Origin of the sequence: Nocardia sp. NPDC058244 (assembly GCF_042882065.1) — a bacterium.
In the GTDB taxonomy this organism is placed as follows: domain Bacteria; phylum Actinomycetota; class Actinomycetes; order Mycobacteriales; family Mycobacteriaceae; genus Nocardia.
In genome coordinates this window covers 335,309-358,038 of the sequence record NZ_JBHVWX010000003.1, presented here as the reverse complement: position 1 = coordinate 358,038, position 22,730 = coordinate 335,309, and the positions used below count along the sequence as shown (strand labels likewise).

21 protein-coding genes are annotated in these 22,730 nt (G+C 70.4%); 10 read left to right on the top strand and 11 right to left on the bottom strand.

The features are described 5' to 3' along the window. Both ACFVW6_RS11350 and ACFVW6_RS11345 read left to right on the top strand, forming a co-directional pair. Entirely contained in the window at positions 1 to 1,587 is a 1,587-nt protein-coding gene (locus ACFVW6_RS11350) for an FAD-dependent monooxygenase (RefSeq protein WP_378831433.1), read from the top strand. Beyond that, positions 1,584 to 2,372 (top strand): TetR/AcrR family transcriptional regulator, encoded by a 789-nt coding sequence (locus ACFVW6_RS11345; RefSeq protein ID WP_378831430.1) that lies wholly within the window; start codon positions 1,584 to 1,586, stop codon positions 2,370 to 2,372. Before ACFVW6_RS11350 ends, ACFVW6_RS11345 begins: the two co-directional genes overlap by 4 nt. 18 nt (positions 2,373 to 2,390) lie before the next feature. Here the strand turns inward: ACFVW6_RS11345 and ACFVW6_RS11340 are convergent, their stop codons facing one another. Further along, on the bottom strand, positions 2,391 to 4,196 hold the full coding sequence (locus ACFVW6_RS11340; RefSeq protein WP_378832084.1) for an ABC transporter ATP-binding protein: 1,806 nt from the start codon (positions 4,194 to 4,196) through the stop codon (positions 2,391 to 2,393). A gap of 96 nt (positions 4,197 to 4,292) precedes the next feature. On the opposite strand from ACFVW6_RS11340, the gene ACFVW6_RS11335 reads away from it, so the two are divergent. After that, a complete protein-coding gene (locus ACFVW6_RS11335) occupies positions 4,293 to 4,742 on the top strand; it encodes a MarR family winged helix-turn-helix transcriptional regulator (RefSeq protein WP_378831428.1) in 450 nt (149 codons plus the stop codon). On the opposite strand, the gene ACFVW6_RS11330 is transcribed toward ACFVW6_RS11335, so the two are convergent. Continuing rightward, positions 4,736 to 5,509 carry a GTP-binding protein gene (locus ACFVW6_RS11330; RefSeq protein ID WP_378831426.1) on the bottom strand — a complete coding sequence of 258 codons (774 nt, stop codon included), beginning with the start codon at positions 5,507 to 5,509 and terminating at the stop codon, positions 4,736 to 4,738. The genes ACFVW6_RS11335 and ACFVW6_RS11330 overlap by 7 nt on opposite strands. A gap of 126 nt (positions 5,510 to 5,635) precedes the next feature. Here ACFVW6_RS11330 and ACFVW6_RS11325 point away from each other — a divergent pair, with 126 nt between their 5' ends. Both ACFVW6_RS11325 and ACFVW6_RS11320 read left to right on the top strand, forming a co-directional pair. Beyond that, complete coding sequence (locus ACFVW6_RS11325; protein ID WP_378832081.1) at positions 5,636 to 6,067, top strand: Zn-ribbon domain-containing OB-fold protein; 432 nt, start codon at positions 5,636 to 5,638, stop codon at positions 6,065 to 6,067. Then, positions 6,051 to 7,253: a lipid-transfer protein gene (locus ACFVW6_RS11320; RefSeq protein ID WP_357348977.1), complete on the top strand. Its 1,203-nt coding sequence runs from the start codon at positions 6,051 to 6,053 to the stop codon at positions 7,251 to 7,253. The genes ACFVW6_RS11325 and ACFVW6_RS11320 overlap by 17 nt, the downstream gene beginning before the upstream one ends. A gap of 64 nt (positions 7,254 to 7,317) precedes the next feature. Here the strand turns inward: ACFVW6_RS11320 and ACFVW6_RS11315 are convergent, their stop codons facing one another. Beyond that, positions 7,318 to 8,829: an aldehyde dehydrogenase family protein gene (locus ACFVW6_RS11315; protein ID WP_378831422.1), complete on the bottom strand. Its 1,512-nt coding sequence runs from the start codon at positions 8,827 to 8,829 to the stop codon at positions 7,318 to 7,320. Between the two features lie 15 nt (positions 8,830 to 8,844). Next, complete coding sequence (locus ACFVW6_RS11310) at positions 8,845 to 9,960, bottom strand: NDMA-dependent alcohol dehydrogenase (protein ID WP_378831420.1); 1,116 nt, start codon at positions 9,958 to 9,960, stop codon at positions 8,845 to 8,847. 131 nt (positions 9,961 to 10,091) lie between these two features. On the opposite strand from ACFVW6_RS11310, the gene ACFVW6_RS11305 reads away from it, so the two are divergent. Beyond that, positions 10,092 to 11,693, top strand: coding sequence for a sigma-54-dependent Fis family transcriptional regulator (locus ACFVW6_RS11305; protein WP_378831418.1), 1,602 nt, complete (start codon positions 10,092 to 10,094; stop codon positions 11,691 to 11,693). Here the strand turns inward: ACFVW6_RS11305 and ACFVW6_RS11300 are convergent. From ACFVW6_RS11300 to ACFVW6_RS11290, 3 genes are read right to left on the bottom strand one after another with little or no spacing between them, the layout of a single operon-like run. Then, entirely contained in the window at positions 11,687 to 13,252 is a 1,566-nt protein-coding gene (locus ACFVW6_RS11300) for a multicopper oxidase family protein (RefSeq protein ID WP_378831416.1), read from the bottom strand. The two genes, ACFVW6_RS11305 and ACFVW6_RS11300, sit on opposite strands and share 7 nt — an antisense overlap. After that, positions 13,249 to 13,629 carry a hypothetical protein gene (locus tag ACFVW6_RS11295; protein ID WP_378831413.1) on the bottom strand — a complete coding sequence of 127 codons (381 nt, stop codon included), beginning with the start codon at positions 13,627 to 13,629 and terminating at the stop codon, positions 13,249 to 13,251. Before ACFVW6_RS11295 ends, ACFVW6_RS11300 begins: the two co-directional genes overlap by 4 nt. Beyond that, on the bottom strand, positions 13,626 to 14,747 hold the full coding sequence (locus tag ACFVW6_RS11290) for an amidohydrolase family protein (RefSeq protein ID WP_378831411.1): 1,122 nt from the start codon (positions 14,745 to 14,747) through the stop codon (positions 13,626 to 13,628). The genes ACFVW6_RS11295 and ACFVW6_RS11290 overlap by 4 nt, the downstream gene beginning before the upstream one ends. A 183-nt stretch (positions 14,748 to 14,930) precedes the next feature. On the opposite strand from ACFVW6_RS11290, the gene ACFVW6_RS11285 reads away from it, so the two are divergent. Further along, positions 14,931 to 15,836 (top strand): sigma-70 family RNA polymerase sigma factor, encoded by a 906-nt coding sequence (locus ACFVW6_RS11285; protein WP_355279605.1) that lies wholly within the window; start codon positions 14,931 to 14,933, stop codon positions 15,834 to 15,836. A gap of 12 nt (positions 15,837 to 15,848) precedes the next feature. Here ACFVW6_RS11285 and ACFVW6_RS11280 read toward each other — a convergent pair whose 3' ends face one another. From ACFVW6_RS11280 to ACFVW6_RS11265, 4 genes are all read right to left on the bottom strand, one after another. Further along, positions 15,849 to 17,279: an aldehyde dehydrogenase gene (locus ACFVW6_RS11280; protein WP_378831408.1), complete on the bottom strand. Its 1,431-nt coding sequence runs from the start codon at positions 17,277 to 17,279 to the stop codon at positions 15,849 to 15,851. A gap of 70 nt (positions 17,280 to 17,349) precedes the next feature. Further along, positions 17,350 to 18,150, bottom strand: a complete 801-nt coding sequence (locus tag ACFVW6_RS11275; protein WP_378831406.1) for an SDR family NAD(P)-dependent oxidoreductase — start codon at positions 18,148 to 18,150, stop codon at positions 17,350 to 17,352. Then, a complete protein-coding gene (locus ACFVW6_RS11270; protein ID WP_378831404.1) occupies positions 18,147 to 19,361 on the bottom strand; it encodes a CaiB/BaiF CoA transferase family protein in 1,215 nt (404 codons plus the stop codon). The genes ACFVW6_RS11275 and ACFVW6_RS11270 overlap by 4 nt, the downstream gene beginning before the upstream one ends. A gap of 237 nt (positions 19,362 to 19,598) precedes the next feature. Further along, on the bottom strand, positions 19,599 to 20,498 hold the full coding sequence (locus tag ACFVW6_RS11265) for a helix-turn-helix domain-containing protein (RefSeq protein ID WP_378831402.1): 900 nt from the start codon (positions 20,496 to 20,498) through the stop codon (positions 19,599 to 19,601). Positions 20,499 to 20,660: 162 nt separating this feature from the next. Between ACFVW6_RS11265 and ACFVW6_RS11260 the strand changes: the two genes are divergently transcribed. The 3 genes from ACFVW6_RS11260 (at position 20,661) to ACFVW6_RS11250 (ending at position 22,632) form a co-directional block, all read left to right on the top strand. After that, the gene (locus ACFVW6_RS11260) at positions 20,661 to 21,593 is read left to right on the top strand and encodes an alpha/beta hydrolase (RefSeq protein WP_378831399.1); all 933 of its coding nucleotides are present in this window, start codon (positions 20,661 to 20,663) and stop codon (positions 21,591 to 21,593) included. A 27-nt stretch (positions 21,594 to 21,620) separates the two neighbouring features. Next, entirely contained in the window at positions 21,621 to 21,998 is a 378-nt protein-coding gene (locus ACFVW6_RS11255; RefSeq protein ID WP_378831397.1) for a DUF2255 family protein, read from the top strand. 97 nt (positions 21,999 to 22,095) lie between these two features. Further along, positions 22,096 to 22,632: a DUF732 domain-containing protein gene (locus ACFVW6_RS11250; protein ID WP_378831395.1), complete on the top strand. Its 537-nt coding sequence runs from the start codon at positions 22,096 to 22,098 to the stop codon at positions 22,630 to 22,632. Positions 22,633 to 22,730: the final 98 nt, after the last annotated feature.

Sequence of the window (22,730 nt, the reverse complement as noted above, 5' to 3'; positions counted from 1 at the left end):
ATGAGGCTGGAGAAAGTAGCCGTGCTGGGCGGCGGCCCCGGCGGCTTGTACGCGGCGCGGCTGCTCAAGCGCAGTCATCCGGACGCGGACGTCGTCGTGTACGAACAGGGTTCGCCGGACACGACATTCGGCTTCGGGGTCGGTCTCGCCTCCCGCACCCAGCGGAATCTGCGGGCCGCCGACTCGTCGTCGCTGGACGACATCGTCGCGTCCGCGCACGGGCACGAGATGTCGATGCGGATCGGCGCGGACGTCGCCCGGATCTCCCATGGTGAGCTGCTTGCGATCGCCAGGACCACGCTGCTGTCGGTGCTGCAGCGCCATGCCGAAGAAGCGGGCGTCCGGCTGTGTTTCGGCGAACGACGCTCGGTCGACGAGCTCGACGCCGACCTGATCGTCGCGGCGGACGGTGTCAACAGCGCCACCAGGACGGCGCTGGCCGACACGATCGAACCGGACATCCGCACCGGCACCGGCCTCTACCTGTGGTGCGGCACCGACTTCGCCCTGCCGAGCGCGGTCTTCACACCGGTGACCACCGAGCACGGCACATTCGTGGCGCACGCCTACCCCTACGCGCCCGACCGCAGCACGTTCCTCATCGAAACCGACGAACGCACCTGGACGCGAGCGGGATTCGACCTGACGACCGAACAGACGCCGGCGGCGGAATCCGATCACGAGTCCCTGGCCTACCTGGAGCAGGCGTTCGGTGACACCTTGCAGGGGCACCGGCTCATCGGCAACCGCACCCGCTGGCTGCGGTTTCGCACGGTCACCTGCCGCCGATGGCACGCGGGCAATGTCGTCCTGCTCGGCGACGCGGCGCACACCGCGCACTACTCCATCGGGTCGGGCACCAAGCTGGCGATGGAGGACGCGATCGCGCTCGATCAGGCCGTCACCGACGCCGACTCAATCGAGGCGGCGCTGGCCGACTACGAGAACCGCCGCCGCGCCGACGTCGAGCGCCTGCAGGCCATCGCCGCCCGCAGCGAGCGGTGGTGGGACCGGTTCGCCGAGCGCCTCGGCCTGCCGGTCGACCAGCTGATGATCAACTACATGACCCGCGCGGGCAAGGTGCCCCTCGAACGTTTCGCCGCCTCGGCGCCCGAGGTGGCGAAACGAGGCCTCGCCGACTACGCGGGCACCGTGCCCGACGCGGTCCCCGACGCCGGCCTGCTGGAGTGGGTGCTCGATCAGCCGCTGGAACGGCCGGAGCGGGCCTACCCCGGTCGGCTCGCTCCGGTCGCGGTGCGCGAGGACCCGTCGACCGTTGTCGTCGAGGTCGAGGTCGAGGTCGATTCGGCGTGGAGCGCGGCCGCCGACGCCGTCGTCGCGGGACTGCCGCAGTCCGGCCTCGTCCGGTTGACCGGGCCGTCCGCCCGGTCCGAGGTGCTCACCCGTCTCGACCTGGCCGAGCGGGTCACGTGGCGCTCGAAGGCCACCGTCGTCGTCGATGTCCCGGCGGAATACCGGGCAGACGCCGCGGCCGCGCTCGCCGCGGGCCGGACGCACCTGGTCGACCTCACTGCCGCCACCGGTGCGGAGGGATCACCGCGCGAGCGTGATAGTGCGCTGTCATGACAGCGCATAGCCTAACGAGGGTGAACACCGATGCACGCGACGAGTCGCGACCCGCCGCCCGCCGCCCCGCCCGCGGCCGGGCGGCGTCCGAGCCCGCGGCGGGCGCGCAGAGCACCGCCCGGCGAGAACTCGTCGAGCGCGAGATCATGGAGCAGGCGACCATCCTGTTCGCCGAGAAGGGGTTCGCGGGCACCACGCTCCAGGACATCGCCAAGGCCACCGGGCTGACCCGCCCCGCGCTGTACCACTACGTCGCGAACAAGGACGATCTGCTGGCCCGGCTGGTGACCGAGATCGCCGAGCAGCCCGCCCAGATCCTGCGCAAGATCAACGAGCGCACCGATCTCGACCCGGCGCAACGGCTCCGCGAGATGGCGATGTCGATCGCCCTGCATCAGCTGGAGGCGCCGGATCGCTTCCGGCTGCTGCTGCGATCGGAAGCCGAACTGCCCGACGCGCTCGCGAACACCTACCGCAACAGCAGACGCCGGGTGCTCAAGGAATTCATCTCCGTCATCGACGACGGTGTCCGGGCCGGGCAGTTCTATCCGGCCGATTCCCGCACCGCGGCCTTCGGCATCATCGGCATGCTGAACTGGATCGCGTTCTGGCACCACCCAGGACAGGACGACGGGCCCGCCGCCGCCGCGCAGCTGGCCGACATGGCGATGCGCACCGTCGTCGATCCGGAAGCCGATACCAACGGCCAGGGCGGTCCGCGGCGAATCCTCGCGCGCCTGCGCCAGAATCTGGACTCGCTCGAGCAGACCCTCGGCGCGATCTGACGTCGGAACCGCCGTGACTCAGGCCGCCGCGGTCTCGGTGGCGCCGTTGAGCCGGGCGTAGCGTCCCGCGTCGTCGAGCAGTGTCGTGTGGTCGCCGAGTTCGACGACGCGGCCGTGGTGCAGGACGGCGATCTGGTCGGCGTCGCGGATGGTGCTGAGCCGGTGCGCGATGGTGATGACCGTACGGCCCCGGGCGACCACGTCGATGGCGGCCTGCACCGCCCGCTCGGTCTCGTTGTCGAGGGCGCTGGTTGCCTCGTCGAGCACCAGGACGCGCGGGTCGCGCAGGAGCGTGCGGGCCAGGGCGATGCGCTGCTTCTCGCCGCCGGAGAACCGGTGCCCGCGCGACCCGACCACGGTGTCGTAGCCCTGGGGGAGCGAGACGATCAGGTCGTGGATCTGGGCGGCGCGGGCCGCGCGCTCGATCTCGGCGTCGGTGGCGGCGGGCGCGGCGTAGCGCAGGTTCTCGCGGACGGTGGTGTGCAGCAGGTAGGACTCCTGCGAGACGACACCGACGATGCGGGCGAGAGTGCCCAGTTCCAGGTCGCGGATGTCGACGCCGTCGATGGTCACCCGGCCGCCGGTGGCGTCGTGCAGGCGGGCGACGAGCGAGGCGAGGGTGGTCTTGCCGGAGCCGGTCTCGCCGACGAGGGCGAGGGTCGACCCGGGCGGCACCACGAGCGAGACGCCGTCGAGAACGTCGGGGCCCGCGGCGTCGTAGCGGAAGCTGACGTCGTCGAACCGGACCTCGCCCACGACATCGCGCGGGTCGATGTCGACCGGCCGGGTGGGTTCCTCGATCTCCACGGGGAGGTCGAGGTAGCCGAAGATCCGGCTGAACAACGCCATCGAACTGGTGACCTCGACGCCCACGTTGAGCAGGCTCATCAGCGGCCGGAAGAGCGCGGCCTGCAAGGTGGTGAAGGCGACCAGGGTGCCGATCGTCATGCCGCCGCTGGTCGCGGGGAAGCCGGCGGCGAGGTAGAGCACGGCGGGAATCGCCGCGAAGACGATGTTCATCGTGGCCATCCGCCACCGGCCTGCCAGCTGGGAGCGCACCTCGAGATCGACCAGGTCGTGCGAGGTCTGCTCGAAATGCGCGGAGGCCACCGGACCGGTGCCGAGCGTCTTGCCCAGCAGCACGCCGCTCACCGAGAGTCCCTCCTCGACCTGACCGTGCAGGTCGGCGAGGTGGCGTTGGCGCCGGGCGGTGATGTCGCGGCGGAGCAGGGCCACCCGCCGGGTCAGCCAGATCGCCGGCGGCAGCACCACCAGTGACAGCAGCGACAGCCGCCACGACAGCACCGCCATCGCGATCGACGTGCCGACCACGGTGGTGACATTGCTGGCGATGGCGGTCGCGGTGCTGGTGACCACGGACTGCATCCCGCCGACGTCGTTGATCAGCCGGGACTGGACCTCGCCGCCGCGGGTGCGGGTGAAGAACGCCAGCGACTGCCGCTGCAGGTGGCGGAACACGTCGGTGCGCAGGGCATGCATGACCTGCTGTCCGACGGTGGTGGAGATGAGTGTCTGGCCGACGCCGAGCACGGCGGTGAGCACGGTGACGGCGAGCATGCCGCCCACCGCCCAGAGCAGCAGCGCGATGTCCTGGTGCGGCAGCGCGTCGTCGATCACCGCGCGCAGCAGGAACGGCGAGGCGAGGCTGATCGTCGACGCCGCCACGATCAGGCCGGTCAGCAGGGCGAGGCGAAGCCGGTACGGCGCGAAGAGCGCGGCGATCCGGCGCGGCGAAACGGGGGACTCGCGCAGTTGGGCGCGGTCGGTGGGGTCGGGGCGACGGGTGCGGCCGCCGCGGGACATGTCTTGGTCTTGCACAGGCAACCCCCTCTGGGTTGTGCGGTTATGCTGAGGTTCCCTCACTATCTGGCAGTGTAAACACTTCGAGAGGCCGGTTTTATGCCCGACAACGAGAGCGAGCTCCTGATGCAGGTGGCCAGGACGCTGCGCCGACGCTGGGCCGCGGCGTACGCGCCGATCGGGCTGACCCCGCATCAGGCCCGCGCGCTGCGCGTGGCGGGCGAGCACGACGGTCTCCGGTTGTCGGCTGTCGCCGAGGCGTTGCGGATCAGCCCACGCTCGGCGACGGAGGTGATCGACGTGCTAGAGCGGGCCGAACTGGTGACTCGCAGGCCGGACCCGACGGATCGCCGCGCGACCCTCGTGGCGGTGACCGCGCTGGGCGCCCGGACGCTCGACACCCTGTCCGCGGCCCGGACGAAGGAGGCCGACGACTTCTTCGCCCGGCTCACCGGGGACGAGCGCGCCGCGCTGCGGGGCATCCTCGGAAAGCTCGTCGACGAGGACACCGCCCCGGCGTCACGATCGAACGCGGTCGGCCCTCAGTAGTCGAGGGCGTGTTCGGGCTGGCAGACGTGCAGGGGTGACGGCAGGTACCGGACGATGGCGTCCAGCAGCGGGCCGACGTCACTCCACGGGGCCGCGTCGCACAGGACGGGCGCGGCGTCGCCGATATGGGTGAGATCGCGGACGCGGTCGTACAGCTGCCCGGGAGCGACCACCCCCGCGCCGAGTTCGCTGTCCTGCTCCCACACCGCGCGGACGAGACGGCGATACCACTGTTCGGCGATGTGCCAATGGCCGCCGTAGAATTCGGCGGCCATCGGTTCGAGCGCCCACATCGGGACCAGGTCGACGATGCCTTCGAACGCCGCGCCGATGCCGTGCGGGATCTGCACCGTCAACGGCACCGCCCCGTGCGTCCCGGCGATGGTGCGGACGCAGCGGTCGAAGTCCGCGGCCGGCTGATCGAGTCCGGTCACCAGGCACAGCCGGGCGACCTGGTGGTCGTCGGCGACCCGCAGCAAGGTCTCGAGCCGGGGCGCGCGCCGGGCCGCCGCGGTCATCACCGCGATCACCCCGTCGGCCATCCGTACGGCGCGCTCCAGCGTCGCGATGGGCGCGTGGCTCGACAGCGGGGTGAGGCGGATCGTGTGCTCGACGCGGTCGGTCGTCCACCGGACCGTGGCCACCGTGCCGGACCCGCAGTCGGCGATACGGCCGGTCAGCCGGTGGACGACCCGTTTCGTCTCCTCGGGGTCCCCGATGATGGTGACGTTGCGGATCGTCTGCGGTTCAATGCCTTCGGTGCCCATCGCGTCGCGGTACTCCCATCCGGTCTCACCGTACCTCCGTGCCGCGGCCTGTGAAGCGGATTTCCGCCCCAAAGTAGAACGTGTTCCTATACCGTCGGGCTCGTGCAGAAAGAACAACGCCCTGCCGTGGCCGACTGGTTCACCGCGGACGACGGCACCGTGCGTCTGCGGGGGAGTCGCTGTACCGCCTGCGGCACACCGTATTTCCCGCGCAACGCACTGGCCTGCCGGAACCCGCAGTGCACGGGTCCCCGCAACGGCTCCGAGCTGGAGGATTACCTGTTCTCCACCCGGGGCCGGATCTGGTCGTACGCGGACGCCCGCTACAAACCGCCACCGCCCTATGTCTCGCCCGATCCGTTCGAGCCGTATGTCGTCGCGGCCGTGGAGCTCGAGGTCGAGCAGATGGTGATTCTCGGGCAGGTGGTCCGTGGTCTCACGGTGGACGACCTGGCGGTCGGCATGCCGGTCGAGCTGACCCTCGGCGTGCTGTACGAGGACGAGGAAGCGGAGCACACGGTGTGGATGTGGAGGCCGGTCGATGACCGAGACCAGTGATCGCGATATCGCAGTCCTCGGTGCGGGCATGCACCAGTGGGGCAAGTGGGGCCGCAATTTCGTCGAATACGGGCTGGTGGCGGCCCGCGCCGCGCTGGCCGACGCCGGCGTGGACCACCGCGACGTCGGCTACATCGCCGGCGCCGACACGATTCGCAACGGTTACCCCGGCTTCGTCTCCGGCGCGACCTTCGCCCAGGCGCTCGGCTGGACCGGAGCCCGGATCTCGAGCAGCTACGCCGCCTGCGCCTCCGGTGCCCAGGCCATCGCCAACGCGCGTGCCCAGATCCTGGCCGGGCTGTGCGACGTCGCGCTGGTGGTCGGCGCCGACACCACCCCGAAGGGGTTCTTCCAGCCGGTCGGCGGCGAGCGCCGCGACGATCCGGACTGGTTGCGTTTCCACCTGCTCGGCGCGACGAACCCCATCTATTTCGCGCTCTACGCCCGGCGGCGGATGGCGTTGCACGGCGCCACGCTCGACGATTTCGCCGCGGTCAAGGTCAAGAACGCCCGGCACGGCCTGAACAACCCGTACGCCCGCTATCGCAAGGAGGTGTCGGCCGAGGAGGTCGCCGCCTCGGCGATCGTCTCGGACCCGCTGCGGCTGCTCGACATCTGCGCCACCAGTGACGGCGGTGCCGCGCTGGTGCTGACCTCGATGGACTACGCGCGGCGCCACGGCGTCACCGACCCGGTCCGGATCAGCGCGCTGTCGACGGTCACGCCGACGTTCCCGAAAACGGTGCTCGATTTGCCCGATTTCGCGACGGACTCCGCCGTGGCCGTCGAGGTCCCGCCGCGCGAGTTCCGTTCCGCCGTCGCGTACGCGGCCTACGAGGAGGCCGGGCTCGGCCCGGACGACCTGTCCCTCGCCGAGGTCTACGACCTGTCCACCGCGCTGGAGCTGGACTGGTACGAGGACATCGGGCTCTGCGAGAAGGGCGGCGCGGAGAACCTGTTGCGCAGTGGCGCGACGACGCTGGGCGGCCGGGTGCCGGTGAACCCCAGTGGTGGGTTGGCCTGCTTCGGTGAGGCCATTCCCGCGCAGGCGATCGCTCAGGTCTGCGAGCTCACCTGGCAGTTGCGCGGCCAGGCCGAGGGCCGCCAGGTCGAGGACGCGCGCGCGGGCATCGCGGTGAATCAGGGCCTGTTCGGCCACGGTTCGGCGATCATCGCCACGCGCTGACCGTTCTTCCGGTCGACGGCACGGCTCCGGCACCGATCGCGACGATCGGTGCCGGAGCGCGGGCTCAGCCGAGGAAGGTGTTGATCGTCTTCTGCTCGGTGTAGGCATCGATCGCCGCGGCGCCCAGCTCGCGGCCCCAGCCGGACTGCTTGTAGCCGCCGAAGGGCAGTGCGGCGTCGAAGGCGTTGTGCGCGTTGATCCATACCGTGCCCGCCTTGATCTGGCGGGCGGTGCGATGCGCCTTGGACACATCGGTGGTCCACACCGAGGCGGCCAATCCGTACGGGGTGTCGTTGGCCGCCGCGGCCACGCCCTCCTCGGCGTTGAACGGGGTCGCCACCACGACCGGGCCGAAGATCTCCTCGCGGTACACGCTGAACGAGGCGTCGACATCGACGAACACCGTCGGTTCGACGAAATAGCCGCTCTCGCCGTGGCGGCGCCCGCCGGTCAGCGCCCTGGCCCCGGCGCGTACGCCGGCGTCGAGATAGCCGAGGACCCGGTCGAGCTGGGTCTGTGAGACCAGCGGGCCGACGTCGGTGGCCGGGTCCAGGCCCGAGCCGATCCGGCTCGCCGCGGCGGCTTCGGCGACGCCCTGGGTGAATTCGTCGAAGATCTTGTCCTCCACCAGGAGCCGGGTGCCGCTGGTGCAGGTCTGGCCCTGGTTGAACAGGAACCCCGACGCGGTGCCCGGAATCGCCAGGTCCAGATCGGCGTCGGCGAAGACGACCTGCGGGCTCTTGCCACCGAGCTCGAGGCTGACCTTCTTCAGATTGCCCTTGGCGGCGTCGACGATGAGCTTGCCCACCTCGGTCGAGCCGGTGAAGGCGATCTTGTCGACATCGTCGTGGGCGGCCAGCGCGGCACCGGCGTCGCCGTAGCCGGTGACGACATTGAGCACGCCGTCGGGCAGCCCGACCTCGGCGAGGATCTCGGCCAGGCGCAGGGCGGTGAGCGGGGTGTCCTCGGCGGGCTTGAGGACGACGGTGTTGCCGGTCGCCAGGGCGACGGGAATCTTGAACGCGGCCATCAGCAGCGGGAAGTTCCACGGGACGATCGCCCCGCACACACCGATCGGCTCGCGCAGGGTGTAGGCGTGCCACTGCGTACCGGGCGCCCAGGGCACCGAGATCGGGATGGTGCGGCCCTCGATCTTGGTGGCCCAGCCCGCGTAGTACTGGAAGAGCTCGGCGACCCAGGTGATGTCGACCGCCTGGGCGACCCCGGCGGACTTGCCGTTGTCCAGCGATTCCAGCTGGGCCAGTTCCTCGGCATGGGCGTAGATCGCCTCACCGGCGCGGAACAGCAGCCGCTGGCGCTGGGCCGGCGTCCACAGCGACCACTCGCCCTCGAACGCGGTCCTGGCCGCGCGCACGGCACGGTCGACGTCGACGGCCTCGGCGTGGGCGACCTCGGTCAGCACCTGTCCGGTGGCCGGGTCGCGGGTCTGGAAGGTGCGGCCCGCGGCCGCGTCGACCCAGCGGCCACCGATGAACAGCTGCTTCGGCGTCGAGAGCCACGCGCGGACCTGCGGCAGCACCGGGGTGAGGGTGGTGGGCTCGAGTACTTCGGTCATCGTGTTGCCTCCCTGTCAGGAGTGGTCGTGCACGAGCACGCCACGGATGTTCTGGCCGTTGAGCAGGTCGTCGTAGCCCTGGTTGACCTGGTCGAGGGTGTAGGTGCGGGTGATGAGCTCGTCGAGTTTCAGGTCGCCGCTCTGGTAGAGACCGAGGATCTTGGGGATGTCGACGGTCGGGTTGCAGTCGCCGAAGAGGCTGCCGCGCAATTCCTTCCGGAACAGCGTCATGATCGATCCGGGGAGCTGGATGTTGATCTCGTCGAGCTTGTTGAGCCCGGTCAGCACGACCTTGCCGCCCTTGCCGACGGCGTCGAAGCCGGCGCGCACGATCTCGGCGGTCAGCAGGTCCGGGATCAGGATCGCGGCGTCGGCGCCTTGGCCGCGGGTCAGGTCGTTGATCGTGGTGAGCGCGTCACCGGCGTCGGCGAAGGCGTGCGTGGCGCCGAGTTCGAGCGCCCGTTCGCGCTTGTTGTGCAGCGGATCGACCGCCACGACGTAGCGCGCGCCGGCGAAGCGGGCGCCCTGCACCGCGTTGATCCCGAGCCCGCCGATGCCGAAGACGACCACCACATCACCGGGTTTCACCTCGGCCGTGTTGACCGCCGAGCCCCACCCGCTGGGCACGCCGCAGCCGACCAGCACCGCCTTGTCCAGCGGCAGGTTCTCGTCGACCGTGACGCAGGAGTTCTGGTGGATCACCCCGTACTGGCTGAACGTGCCGAGCATGCACATCGCGCCGTACTCACCGGCCGGTCCCCGCAGCGGGAAGCGACCACCGGGCAGATAGCCCTCCAGGATCGTGGCGCCCATGTCGCAGATGGACTGCTGACCGTTGGAGCAGTAGCGACAGGTGCCGCAGTTCGGAATGAACGAGCACACCACGTGATCGCCGGGCTTGACCCGGGTCACGCCCGGCCCGACCTCTTCGATGATGCCCGCGCCCTCGTGCCCGAGCACCATCGGCAGCCGCGCCTCGAGGTCACCGTGTGCGATATGGACATCGGAATGGCACAGCCCGCCATAGAGATACCGGATGAGTACCTCTCCCTCGCGCGGCTTGTCGAGTTCGAGCTCTTCGATCTCGATCGGCTTACCGGGTTGGTAGACGACCGCGGCCTTGGTCTTCATGGCGGGTTCTCCTGATCCTCGTCGATGCGCCCCGTCTGGAGTGACGGGAACCACCGTCGCAACGCGCGGACCTCGCGACTGTTCAGAAATTGGACAATCGTGACCCCGGTCACGATTGCTACCGTGGACGCATGGACACCGAGGTGCAACGGGAACCGATCGCCGCGTCCTGGCATCGCGCGACGATGGCCGGACTGGAGCCGGGCTCGGTGCTCGACACCATCAGCTACGTCGACATCGACGCGGCCAGTCCGCTGATGGCCGCGGCCGCGGTCGTGCTCGACGACCTCGAGCATCGGCTCGACGGCACCGACTTCACCACGATCGTCGTCGACCGGGAGGGCCGGATCGCGCATCAGTGGTGCGGTAACCGCGGCGCCCGCCAGGTCTTCGACGATCTCGGTGTCGATGTCGGCGCGTCCCTGCTGGAAGAGGTGGTCGGCACCACCGCACCGGGCGTCGCCCTGGAAACCCGCACCAGCATCGCCGTCAACGGTGCCGAGCATTTCGCCGTTCCGCTGCGGCGCATGAGCTGCTACGGCCACCCGATCTTCCACCCCACCACCCGCCGGATCGAGGGCGTGCTCGACCTGTCCACGGTGGCCAGGGCGGCCAGCCCGCTGCTGCCACCCCTGGTCGCCCGCGCGGTCGCCGACATCGAGCAGCGGCTGCTCGACGGTTCCCGCGTCTCGGACAAGGAGCTGCTCGCCGCGTTCCAGGCCGCGGGCACGCGCCGCCGCGCGGTCCTGGCCATCGGGCGCGACCTGCTCATGTCCAACCAGGCCGCCGCCGATCTGCTCGGCGCCACCGACGTCGCGCTGCTGCGCATGATGGCACCGGATGTGCGCCGCAGCTCCGTCTTCGACCTGACCCTGGAGTCCGGGCTGGCGGTGCGGGTCGAAGCGACCCGCGTCGGCGGCCCGGCCGGGGGCACGCTGCTCAATGTCGAACCGCTGGAACGGGCGAGTATCGCCTACTCCCGCCGCGCGCTCGACCCAGGCGATCCGCTGCTGGTCGCGGGCCCGCCGGGGTCCGGGCGCTCGCGCACCGCGCGCGAACACGCCACCGAGCAACCGGTCACCGTCCTGACCGCCGCCAACGCGCTGCTCGACGGCAGCGACGTGTTCGCCCGCGACTTCGCCGCGCTGGTCCGGGCCCGGCAGGGCACCGTCTGTGTCGACGGGCTCGACCTGCTGCCCGACGATCTGATCGACCTCGTCGCCACCCACGTCGCCGACCGGCAGGTACCGCGCGTCGTGCTGGTCACCGGAGCGGTGGACACGCTCACCGGCCGCGCCGCGGCGCTGGCCGCCGAATGCACCGACCGCGTCGAACTCGGTCCGCTGCGCAACCGGCGCGGCGAGATCCCGGGGCTGGTCGCGGCGATGCTGCGCGAAGCGGGCGCGGACGGCTCGCTGTACTTCACGCCCGGTGCGCTCTCGGCGCTGTCGGCCCACGACTGGCCCGGCAATCTGCGCGAACTGCGCGCGGTCGTCACCGAGGTGGTCCGGCACCGGCGCACCGGCGCGGTCGTCCTCGCCGACCTCCCCGAGGCCTATCGCGCCCAGCAGCCGCTGCGGCCGCTGATGCCGATCGACCGTGCCGAGCGCGACGTCATCGTCGAGGCGCTGCGCAAGTTCGACGGCAACAAGGTCAAAACGGCCCAGGCCCTGGGTATTTCGCGCACCACGCTCTACGCGAAGATGCGCGCCCTGCGGATCACCGTCTACTGACCCACCACGAAGTCGGCCATCATCGCCATGTCCTCGTGTTCGAGATTGTGGCAGTGCAGCATGAACGGGCCGGGGTAGTCGGTGAAGCGGACCGCCACCTCGACGGCTTCGGCGGGGCGGACGTCGACGGTGTCCTTCCAGCCCGCGTCGAAGGGCCCGGGCGGGCGATTGTTCCGGGAGACGACCTGGAACGGATCGAGGTGCACATGGACCGGGTGGTGGAAATCGGTGATGAAGCGCCAGATCTCGACGGTGCCAAGGCGCGGGTTCGCCAGCGCACGACCGGGTTCGTAGGCAGCGCCGTTGATCGACCAGCCGGCCGGGCCCAGCTGGAACAGGAAGGTGCGTTCGGCGACGGCGGTGGCGGGATCCAGGCGCTCCACAGGCGCGAGCCGATCGGGGACGGTGGTGTCGTCGCGTCGCGGCGGACCCGTGACGTCGAAACGCAGGACCTCGGCGGTCGGTCCGGTGCCGAGGGCATTGCGCAGCCGGACCGAGGTGCCGGGCGGGTAGGCGGCGAAATCGATGATCACGTCGAATCGTTCGGCCGGGGAGATGTCGATGTGGTCGTGCCGGAGCGGCCGCTCCAGCAAGCCGCCGTCGCTGCCGATCTGCACGAAACCGCCTCCCGGACGAGAAGATTCGAGGGTCAGCCGGTAGCGACGGGTGTTGGAGGCATTGAGCAACCGGAAGCGGTAGCGCACCGGCGACACCTCCAGCCGGGGCCACGGCGCGCCGTTGACCAGCACCACGTCGCCGAGGACCCCGTTCATGTATCGATCGGTGACTCCGGGCGTGCGCAGCTCCGGATCGACCAGTGGATAGGCGAACGAGCCGTCCGCGGCGAAGGATCGGTCGCTGATGAGCAGGGGGATGTCCCGGTCGCCGCGGGGGAGCGGCAGCGCGTCCTCGACCTCGTCGCCGATCAGGTGGAACCCGGCCAGCCCGCGCCAGACCGCCGGGCCGGTGAAGCCGTGCCGGTGGTCGTGGTACCAGAGCGACGCGGCACGTTGACGATTCGGATACCGGTAGGTGCGTGCGCCGTGGGCGAGCGCACCGGTCGACGTGGCGACTCCGTGACCGTGGTTCGGTGGGGGCGCGGTGCTCGTGCCGACCGGCAGGACCAGATCCATCGGGTAGCCGTCGTTGTCGGCGGGGGTGTGCCCGCCGTGCAGGTGCACCACCGTCGGATGGGGAAGTTCGTTGCGATGGCGCACCGAGGTCACCCGACCGGACCTCGCCCGGATGGTCGGCCCGGGAAAGCTGCCGTGGTAGGTCCACGCCTCGGTGCGCAGCCCCGGCAGGATATCGAGATGCGCTGTGCGCTGGGTGATCTCGTAGTAGTCGGTGGACAGATCGGACCGGACGGGCGTCAGCTCCGGTGGAATCGGCAGCCGCGCCTGGAACGGTCGCGGCAGCGGCGCGGCGCTGGGCAGCAGCCGACCCGGCTCACCGGGTCGCACGATTCTCGGTACCGCCGCCCAGCCCGCGCCGCCGAGCGCGACGGCCGCTCCCACACCGGCTCCGGCGCGCAGGAATCCGCGTCTGCCGATGCTCATCGCCGCCACCGCCACGCCCAGCTCACCAGCAGCGCCGTGCCGATGGCCAACCCGACCGCGAGCGGAATATGCACCGCCAGTACGCGTTCCTCGCCGAGCGGGATCATTGCCGCCGCGATGGACAACTGGAGCACCGCGGTCCGGGCGGGCCAGGCAGGCCCGCCGCCCTTGCGCCACAGCAGAATCGCGCAGCCGAGCTGACCGAGAAATACCAGCGCCACGACGCCGCCGTTGCGGCTGTGCATCGCCAGTGCTTCGAAGTGCCCGGCGAGGAAACCGCCAGCGAGGGCGGCCTGCGCGAACACCAGGACCGCCGCCGTCGTCACCGTCGCCCGGAACAGCGGCAGCGGCCACCGGGCGACGACCGCCGCGGTCATCGGCGGACCTGGCGCACGCCGCGCCGCCACACCTCGGCGATCGCGGAGGTGGCGGTGATCTCGGTGGTCGGATCACCCTCCACGAGCAGGAGATCCGCGCGCAGGCCCGGTGCGACGCGTCCCCGATCGGACAGCCCGAAGCGATCGGCGGTCCGGCTGGTCGCGGCCGTGAGCACTTCCAGCGGGGACAACCCCGCCGCGGTCAGCAGCTCCAGCTCCTGATGCAGGCCACTGCCGTGGGCGGGCACGTACGGGGTCGCGTCGGTGCCCGCCAGCAGGGGCGCCCCGGCCCGATGCAGTGCCCGGGTCACGCGCATCGCGTCATCGAACGAGCCGGGCACCGCGCAGTCGGCGGTGTGCTCGCGCTGCCCGGTGATGGCCTCGAAGTACACCAGGGTGCTCACCACGAACACGTTCTGCGCGGCGATCCGGTCGGCCAGATCATCGGTGCCGCCGGTGACATCGGTCCACACGTGGGCGAGCCCGTCGACACCGGCCGCGAGCGCGATCAGCACTTCGGACTCGGTGATCGCGTGCGCGATGACCTGCAATCCGGCGTCGTGGGCGTGGGCGGTCAGCGCTCGCGCGGTCCGCTCGGACAGCACCGGCAGGCTTGTGCCGTGCACGCTGCCGTCGTCGATGACGATCTTGAGGTAGTCGGCGCCCTCCGCCAGCCTGGCTCGCACGAAATCGGCCGCTTGCTCGGGGCCGGCGATGGTGTCGAAGGGTGCGAGGCCGAGCGCGGCGATCTCCGGTGCGGCCAGCAGCTGACTCGGATGGCCGCCCGGCGCCGTGGCCAGGGTGCCCGCGCTGCGGAGATCGGCGACATCGTCACGCCGCCGCGCGGCCGCCCGCTGTGCGGTCAGCACGTCGGGGAGACAGAACATGTCGAGCTCGGTGGTGACACCGAACGCGAGCGCTCGGGCCAGGTCGCCGTCGAAGACGTGGGTGTGGGCATCGATGAGACCCGGCAATAGGGTGCGGCCGGACCCGTCGATCTCCACCTCGGCGGGCGCGTCGTCGGTGGCGACGATCCGGTCGTCGTCGAGCAGCACGGTCGTTCGATCGATGCGCCGCTCGCCGTCGAAGACACGGACATTGCTGATGCGGGTTCGCATGGGAGCTCCTGGTCGGGGATGGTGGAAGAGATTTCGCCGACGAGGAGTGCGCGGTGCGGGCAGAACGTGACGCCGAAGGGGCGATCCTGTGGGGTGGATCACAGATTCCGGCGCGCTTGTCACACTCGGCGGTGCCGCACGCCTCTTCGTAGAACGACCATCCCGCCGGACCGGAGGACCGCCATGACCGATGCCGTCGACACCGCCACCGAGACCTTCCTCGGCTACCGCGAACTGCTGTTCTCGGTGGTCTACAACATGCTCGGCAGCGTCGCCGACACCGAGGACGTCCTGCAGGAGGCGTGGCTGGCGTGGCAGGCCCGCGTTCGCGGTGGCGAGCCGATCGACAATGTCCGCGCCTATCTCACCCGGATCGCGGTGAACCAGGCGCTGGCCCGGCGGTCCGTGCTGGCCCGGCGCCGCGAAGACTATGTGGGGCAATGGCTTCCGGAGCCGCTGCTCGACGCCGACACCGCCGTGGGCGACGGCGCGGCGAGCGTGGTCCGCGCCGAATCGTCGTCGATGGCGATGCTGGTGGTCCTGGAGTCGCTGACGCCGCTCGAGCGGGCGGTGTTCGTGCTCAACGAGGTCTTCGCCTATCCGCACACCGAGATCGCCGACATGGTCGACCGCTCACCCGCCGCTGTCCGCCAGATCGCCCATCGCGCCCGCGCCCACGTCCAGGCGCGCAGGCCACGCACCCAGGTGGACCCGCGGATCCGCCGCGAGGTGACCGAACGTTTCGTCGACGCCGCGATGGGCGGTGACCTCGAGAAACTCCTCGCGGTCCTGGCCCCGGAGGTCACCCTCTGGACCGACGGCGGCGGTACCGGACCCGCCACCTCCTTGCGGCCGGTCCACGGGCGAACCGCCGTCGCCGAGGTGTTCCTCGCCGTCGCCGCCGGTGGCCTCGACGGCTACCGGGTGGGCTGGCGCACGGTCAGCGGTGATCCGTGCGCGGTGATCTTCGACGGTGACGCGCCGCTCGCGGTCGTCGTCCTCGAGGTGGATCCCGACGACGCCGTCCTCGGGATCTACTCGGTCACCAACCCGGCGAAGCTGACCCGGGTGACCGATCCGACGCGCTGAGCACCCGTGCGCTCAGACGCCGCGGAAGATCGTCTTCGATTCCAGATAGGGATCGAGGCTGCCCGGACCGAGTTCGCGCCCGATCCCGCTGTTCTTCACCCCGCCGAACGGCGCTTCCATCGGGAACGACGCGCTGTTGACGCCGATGGTTCCGGTCTCGACCCGCCGGGCCACCTCGGTGGCCCGGGACCGGTCGGTCGAGAAGACACCGCCGCCGAGGCCGTAGTCGGAGTCGTTGGCGATCGCGATCGCCTCGTCCTCCCCGTCGTAGGCGATCACGACCACCACCGGGCCGAAGATCTCCTCCCGCGCGATCCGCATGTCGTTGGTGACATCGCCGAACACCGTCGGCTCGACATAGAACCCGCGGTCGAATCCGGCGGGTCGCCCGCCGCCGACCACGATCCGGGCGCCCTCCGCGCGACCGAGGTCGAGATAGGACTCCACCCGCTCCCGCTGGCGGGCCGAGACGAGCGGCCCGAAGAAGTTCCCCGGATCGGTGGGGTCACCGAGCGGGAGGGCGGTCAGCGCCGCGCTCACCGCGTCGACCACCTCGTCGTAGCGCGATCGCGGAGCGAGCACGCGGGTCAGCGCCCGGCACGTCTGCCCGGTGTTCGGCGCGCACGCCGAGGCGACGAAGGGCGCGAAGGCGTCCAGATCCACATCGTCGAGCAGAATCGCCGCCGACTTGCCACCGAGCTCGAGGGTGACCCGTTTGAGGTCGCGGCCGCAGCTCGCGGCGATGGCCTTGCCCGCCGCGGTCGATCCGGTGAACGAAATCTTGCGCACGAGTGCGTGTTCCACCAGCGCCGCCCCGGTCTCCCGGCCACCGGCGACCACATTGACGACACCGGCGGGCGCCCCCGCCTGTTCCGCGAGTTCGGCGAGCAGGAAGGCGTCGAGGGTGGTCTCCGGAGCCGGTTTGATCACCACCGCACAGCCCGCCGCCAGGGCGGGGCCGATCTTCCACGCGGTCAGCGGCTGCGGGCCGTTCCACGGCACGATCGCGCCGACGACGCCGACCGGTTCGCGCCGCACCAGGGCATCGCCGACCGAGGTGGACACCGGTGTCTCCGTGCGCAGCGTGTCGGCGAGCGAGGCGAAGTACCGGTAGTTGCGTGGCACCATCTGCTGCATCGCCCTGGACACGCTGATCGGTGTCCCGTTCTGCCGCGTCACCAGCTGGGCGATCTCCTCGCTGCGGTCCTCGAACGCGTCGGCCAGGCCGCGCAGGAAGTCGGCCCGTTCGCCGGGAGTCGTGGCCGCCCAGGCGCGCTGCGCCGTCGCGGCGGCGCGCACCGCTCGGTCGACATCGTCGGCATCGCCGTCGGGAATCGCGGCGAAGGCTTCCTCGGTGGCCGGGTCGACCACCGGAAGGCGGTCTGTCGCATGGGCGGTCCGGAATCCGCCGTCGATGTAATGGGAATCGTGTTCGGTGACCACGTGCGGTCCTCTCGTTCGCCCCGGTGTGCCGGTCGGGGCATCGCTGAATTGTGTTGGGCCGGTGCGCCGCTCAGTGAATGGTCAACCCGCCGGTGGGGCTGATCGTGGCGCCGGTGAGGTAGTGCGCGTCCGCGGAGGCCAGGAAGCCCACCACGGCCCCGATATCGGGCGGAGCGGCGACGCCGAACGGCGCGCGCTCCACGATCGCCGCGTACTGCTTGCGGTGCTGGAGCGAGACGCCGTCCTCGGACTCGAACGCGGCGTTCCACGACGGCGAGTCGCGCACGACCGTCACGCACACGCAGTTCACCCGAATCCGCCAGCGCGCCAGTTCCTTCGACAGCAGCTTGCTCGCCTGGACGAGTCCGCCGGAGAAGGTGGCGATCGCCGTCTGCCCCGGCGTCGGCACCCGCCCGCCCTCCGACGTCACGAACACCACGCTGCCGCCGCCCCGCTCCCGCAGGTACGGCACGGCCGCCTGCACCACCAGCAGTTTCGCCGCCACCGCCTGACCGATGAACGAGGTCACCCGTGCCAGGTCGATCTCGGCGAACGGGCCGCGGACCTCGGGACTGCGCGCTTCGTCGTCGTTGCCGCCCGCCGCCGCGACGACGATATCGATCCCGCCGAAGCGGGCGGCGGCCTCGGCCGCGAGCGCGTCCATCTCGGCCTTGGACCGCACGTCACCGGCGACGAAATGCCCCGTGCCCCCGGCCTCGGCGATCGCGGCGAGGACCGCCGCGGCTTTGGTCGCGTCGCGTCCGTTGAGCACGACGGTCGCGCCCCGGGCCGCGAGGTCGAGCGCGACCCCACGGCCGATCCCGCCGGTGCCGCCGGTGACGACGGCGACCTTCCCCGCGAGCCCGCTCATCGCACCGCGCCGTCGCCGGCGGGGGCGTGCGCCGCGCCCGCGTCGAACAGCTCCCGGATCTCCCCGGCGCCGAAGCCGTACTCGGCCAGCACCTCGATCGAGTGCTCTCCGAGACACGGTGCGGGATACCGCAATTCGGGGGAGCTCTCGCTCCACTGCTGCGGAATGCCCATCGACCGCAACAGGCCTTCGGTCGGATGCTGTTCCTCGCGGAAGAAGCCGACCTCCTTCATGTGGGGATCGTCGAGCAGGGTCTCCGGGGTGTTCATGGCGATGGCCGGGATGTCGGCCTCGGTGAGGATCTCCAGCCACTCCGCGGTGGACTTCGTGGCCAGCACCTGGGCGAGGTAGTCGTAGAGCAGCGCGATGTTCTCGGTCCGGCCGTGGATATCGGCGAAGCGGGGATCCCGCGCCATGTCGGGGCGTCCGGAGATCTCGAAGAACCGCTGCCAGTGCTTGTCGATGTAGACATTGACGCCCAGGTACCCGTCCAGCGTCCGGTAGGGGCGCCGATCCGGGTTCATCATGCGCGCGTATCCCGAGGTGCCGATCGAGGGGATGAAGGTGTGCCCGTACAGGTGATCGCCCATCGCGAACTGGGCGAAGGTCTCGAACATCGGCACCTGGACCTCCTGGCCCCGGCCGCTCCGCTCCCGCCGGAACAGCGCCATCGCGACCGCGTTGGCCGCCGCCATGCCGACCACCCGATCGGCGATCGCGGTGGCCACATAGCTCAGCGGGCCCTGTTTGCGGCTCTGCAGCACCGGCATCCCGACCGCGGCCTGGATGAGGTCGTCGTAGGCGGGCCGGTCGGCGTAGGGGCCGTTCTGCCCGAATCCGAAAGTGCCGCAGTAGATGACGCGGGGATTGAGGGCATGGACGTCGGCGAAGGACAAGCCGAGCTTCGCCATCGCCTTGGGGCGCAGGCTGTAGAGCAGCACATCGGCCGAGCCGACCATCCGCTTCAGCGCGGCGTTCCCTGCGGGCTTCTTGAGATCGAGGACGACGCTGCGCTTGTTGCGGTTGAGGTGCAGGAAGATCGCGCTCATCCCCGGGTTGCGGCAGGGCCCGACGCCGCGTGTCGTGTCCCCGGCGGGGGATTCGATCTTCACCACATCGGCGCCCATGTCCGCGAGCAGCAAGGAGCCGAACGGGCCCATGAAATTCGAGGTCAGGTCGAGAATGCGCACGCCGTCGAGTGGTCCGGTCATTGTTGTGCTCCCTACTGGGCAGGCTCCGAAAGCTGAACTCGCGCAAGCGGTCCGCGCTGGATCGGGTGGAGCCGTGATGTGTTCGAATTCGGCTGGACAAATTGTGTCCGCCCGGTCCTCGAATATTAAGTCACCGTTTCGGCGGGGCCAAGTGGCTATTCATGAAGCGCGGATTCGAAAGTGTCGAATTCGGTCGGTGTATTTCCGGCATCGAGGTGCGATTTCCGCCGGGCGCGGTCAGTGTCGTCGGTGTTCGGCCGTGTCGCCGGTGTCCGCGGTCGATGGACCGTCCGGTGCGTGGGTGCTCGCCCAGGAGGCGAGGAAGGAGAGGCCCTCGTGCGCCGGGGTGCCGGGTTCGGCCGTCCAGACGACGAGCTGCAGGTCGGGATCGGCCGCGAAGCCGAGCGTCTCCCAGTCGAGCACGAGGTCGCCGACGAGCGGATGTCGCAGCGTCTTGGTTCCAGAGGTCTGCCGGGCGACCTGGTGGTCGGCCCACCACCGGCTGAAGTGGGGGTCCTTGATCGAGAGGTCGCCGACGAGTTCGCTCAGCCGCGGATCGTCCGGATCGCGGGCCGCTTCCATGCGCAGGAACGCGACACAGTCGGTCGCCGTCGACTCCCAGTCCGCGTAGCGCTGCCGGAGCTCGGAACCGGAAAAGACCAGGCGGGCGTAGTTTCGCTGTTTGTCCGGCAGCTGGGCGAAGTCGGTGAGGAGCGCGGCGGCGAGTGGATTCCACGCGAGAATGTCCATCCGGCGGCCGAGCAGGATGGCCGGTGCGCCGATCGTGTCGAGCAGCCGCCGGGCCGACGGCCGCACCGTCGTGCCGGACGGCCGGCGCTGCGTCGGCGGGCTCTTGCCGGCCAGTCCGAGCAGGTATCCGCGCTGGTCGTTGTCGAGGCGCAGGACATCGGCGAGGATCGACAGGACCGGAGCGGACGCCTGGATGCGGCCCTGCTCGACCCTGGTGTAGTACTGGGCGCTGATCGAGGCGAGCTGGGCGACCTCTTCGCGGCGCAGCCCGGGTACCCGCCGTTGCCGTCCGTCGTCGGGCAGGCCGACGTCGGCCGGTGTCAGCTCGGCGCGCCGGGCCCGGAGGAACGCGCCGAGTTCGGATCGGCTGCTGTCGGTCGTGCTCATCGAGTGATCCTCCTGGCCACCTCGGATACCTGGTTCCACGCTACGTCCACGCGTACCCGCCGGACCGCCGTGTGCGGGGTAGGAATCCTTACCCTGCACATTCGCGACGTGATTCGGAATCGTGAAGGCATCAGCAAACGATTCTTCGCAAGGAGCCGAGCCGTGGAAACCGTGACTTTCAAGAACAAGCAGGTGGACATCGCCGCCGATATCCATTTCCCGCCCGATTTCGATCCGGCGCGGAAGTATCCGGCGATCGTCAGCGCGCACCCGGTGGGCAGTTGTAAGGAACAGACGTCCGGCTCGGTGTACGGCAAGGCCCTGGCCGCGGCCGGGTTCGTCGTCCTGGCCTTCGACGCGGGGTTCCAAGCCGCCAGCGGCGGTGAGCCGCGCCAGCTCGAGGACGCGACCTGGCGGGTGGAGGACTTCCGCTGCGCCGCCGACTTCCTGGTCACCCTCGACTATGTCGACGAGGACCGCATCGGCGTGTTCGGTATGTGCGCCGGCGGCGGATACACCTGGTCCGCGGCGATGACCGAGCGCCGGTTCAAGGCGGTGGCGACGGTCACCGGCGTCAATCTGGGCCGGCTGTTCCGGCAGGGCGACATGTCGCCGGACGCCGCGATCACGATGCTGGAGGCGGTGGCGAAGCAGCGCACCGCCGAGGCTCGGGGCGGCGAACCCCGGCTGGACAGCTCGCTGCCGCCGTCGGTCGACGCCGCGCGCGAACTCGGGCTCGTGCCGCCGCTGCACATCGATGTCGCCGAAGCCACGGAGTACTACAAGACCCCGCGTGGCGCCCACCCGCACGGCACGAACCTGTGGTTGTTCTCGTCGCTGGCGCCGACCGTCGGCTTCGACGCCTACCACCTCGCCGACAAACTGCTGACCCAGCCGCTGCTGCTGATCGTCGGCAACAAGCCCGGGGAATTCGGCGCCTACCGCGACGCGCACACGGTCTTCGACCTCGCCGCGTCGAAGGACAAGGAGCTGCTCATCATCCCGGACGTCTCGCACTACGATCTCTACGACAAGCCCGAAGCCGTCGAGCCGGCCCTCGGCGCGCTGATCCCGTTCTTCACGAAACGCCTCTGATCGGTTGCCGACGGCAGGAGTAGCACGATGACCTGGAACGACGATCAGCTCGACCGGCTCGGGCGAGCACACGAACTCGAGATCACCACCCGGCGCACCGACGACACACTGCGCCGCTGGATCCCGATCTGGGCCGTGCGGGTCGGCCCCGATCTCTACATCCGGTCGGCGTTCGGCACCCGAGGCGGCTGGTACCGCCATGCCGTGGCCGCGCACGCCGCTCGCATCCGGGCCGGTGGCATCGAGACCGACGTGCGTCCGGTCCCGGTGACCGACCAGGGGGTCGAGGCCGCTGTCTCGGCCGCCTACCGGGACAAGTACCGGGGCCAGGGCAGTGCTCTGGACACCATGGTGGCCGCGGACGCCACGGGCACCACCCTGCGCCTGGAGCCCGGCGGAGAGTAGGACCCGGCGATCGAGAGGCGCTGTGTGAGTCGTTGATAACGCCGGTGCGGTGGATGGCGATCTTGAACCGCTGTTCGTCTCGCACCGAAGGAGATTCGTGACTCAGCCTCCGATACCACCGCAGTATCCGTCCGCGCCCTACCCGGCCTATCCACCGCAGCCGCCGCGCCGCACCAACACGACCCTGTGGGTGGTGCTCGCGGTGCTGGGTGTCCTGCTCCTGGTCTGTGGTGGGTGCGCCACCTCGGTGTTGCTCGCCGCGGGCGACGTCTCCGACGTCGGCCGGTCGACGGTGAGCACTCCGCCCGCCGGGGGACCCGCCGAGCCGCCACCGGTGTCGGGCGCACCCCGCTCGAGCGCGCCACGCACGGCGCCCTCGACACCGAACGCGTTGAGCAACAGCAAGATCCCGGAGAAGCAGGACGAGTTCATCGCGACCCTGGATCGCGAGGGGATCTACTACTCGTCCCGCCAGGCCGCGCTCGACATGGGGGTGGCGATCTGCGAGGAACGGGCCGCGGGCGGGACCGATGTCGAGATGGCGACCGCGCTCACCGAGAAGGGGTATTCCAGCCGGGACGCCGCCTATCTCGTCGTCGCGGCGCAGATGCAGTTCTGTCCCGAATACGCCTGACGCGGCCGTGGCGGGGGCCCGGGGCGGGGTGCCGCCCCCCCCCGGAGGCGGGCGAGCCCCTATACCCCCAGTCCGAGCGGCCCCGGGCGCGGCCCGCG

What these genes read in the sequence shown, in the direction of transcription:
- ACFVW6_RS11350 (WP_378831433.1), top strand. Translation starts at nt 1, where the DNA reads ATGAGGCTGGAGAAAGTAGCCGTGCTGGGCGGCGGCCCCGGCGGCTTG.
- ACFVW6_RS11345 (WP_378831430.1), top strand. Translation starts at nt 1,584, where the DNA reads ATGACAGCGCATAGCCTAACGAGGGTGAACACCGATGCACGCGACGAG.
- ACFVW6_RS11340 (WP_378832084.1), bottom strand. Translation starts at nt 4,196, where the DNA reads ATGTCCCGCGGCGGCCGCACCCGTCGCCCCGACCCCACCGACCGCGCC.
- ACFVW6_RS11335 (WP_378831428.1), top strand. Translation starts at nt 4,293, where the DNA reads ATGCCCGACAACGAGAGCGAGCTCCTGATGCAGGTGGCCAGGACGCTG.
- ACFVW6_RS11330 (WP_378831426.1), bottom strand. Translation starts at nt 5,509, where the DNA reads ATGGGCACCGAAGGCATTGAACCGCAGACGATCCGCAACGTCACCATC.
- ACFVW6_RS11320 (WP_357348977.1), top strand. Translation starts at nt 6,051, where the DNA reads ATGACCGAGACCAGTGATCGCGATATCGCAGTCCTCGGTGCGGGCATG.
- ACFVW6_RS11315 (WP_378831422.1), bottom strand. Translation starts at nt 8,829, where the DNA reads ATGACCGAAGTACTCGAGCCCACCACCCTCACCCCGGTGCTGCCGCAG.
- ACFVW6_RS11310 (WP_378831420.1), bottom strand. Translation starts at nt 9,960, where the DNA reads ATGAAGACCAAGGCCGCGGTCGTCTACCAACCCGGTAAGCCGATCGAG.
- ACFVW6_RS11305 (WP_378831418.1), top strand. Translation starts at nt 10,092, where the DNA reads ATGGACACCGAGGTGCAACGGGAACCGATCGCCGCGTCCTGGCATCGC.
- ACFVW6_RS11300 (WP_378831416.1), bottom strand. Translation starts at nt 13,252, where the DNA reads ATGAGCATCGGCAGACGCGGATTCCTGCGCGCCGGAGCCGGTGTGGGA.
- ACFVW6_RS11295 (WP_378831413.1), bottom strand. Translation starts at nt 13,629, where the DNA reads ATGACCGCGGCGGTCGTCGCCCGGTGGCCGCTGCCGCTGTTCCGGGCG.
- ACFVW6_RS11290 (WP_378831411.1), bottom strand. Translation starts at nt 14,747, where the DNA reads ATGCGAACCCGCATCAGCAATGTCCGTGTCTTCGACGGCGAGCGGCGC.
- ACFVW6_RS11285 (WP_355279605.1), top strand. Translation starts at nt 14,931, where the DNA reads ATGACCGATGCCGTCGACACCGCCACCGAGACCTTCCTCGGCTACCGC.
- ACFVW6_RS11275 (WP_378831406.1), bottom strand. Translation starts at nt 18,150, where the DNA reads ATGAGCGGGCTCGCGGGGAAGGTCGCCGTCGTCACCGGCGGCACCGGC.
- ACFVW6_RS11270 (WP_378831404.1), bottom strand. Translation starts at nt 19,361, where the DNA reads ATGACCGGACCACTCGACGGCGTGCGCATTCTCGACCTGACCTCGAAT.
- ACFVW6_RS11265 (WP_378831402.1), bottom strand. Translation starts at nt 20,498, where the DNA reads ATGAGCACGACCGACAGCAGCCGATCCGAACTCGGCGCGTTCCTCCGG.
- ACFVW6_RS11255 (WP_378831397.1), top strand. Translation starts at nt 21,621, where the DNA reads ATGACCTGGAACGACGATCAGCTCGACCGGCTCGGGCGAGCACACGAA.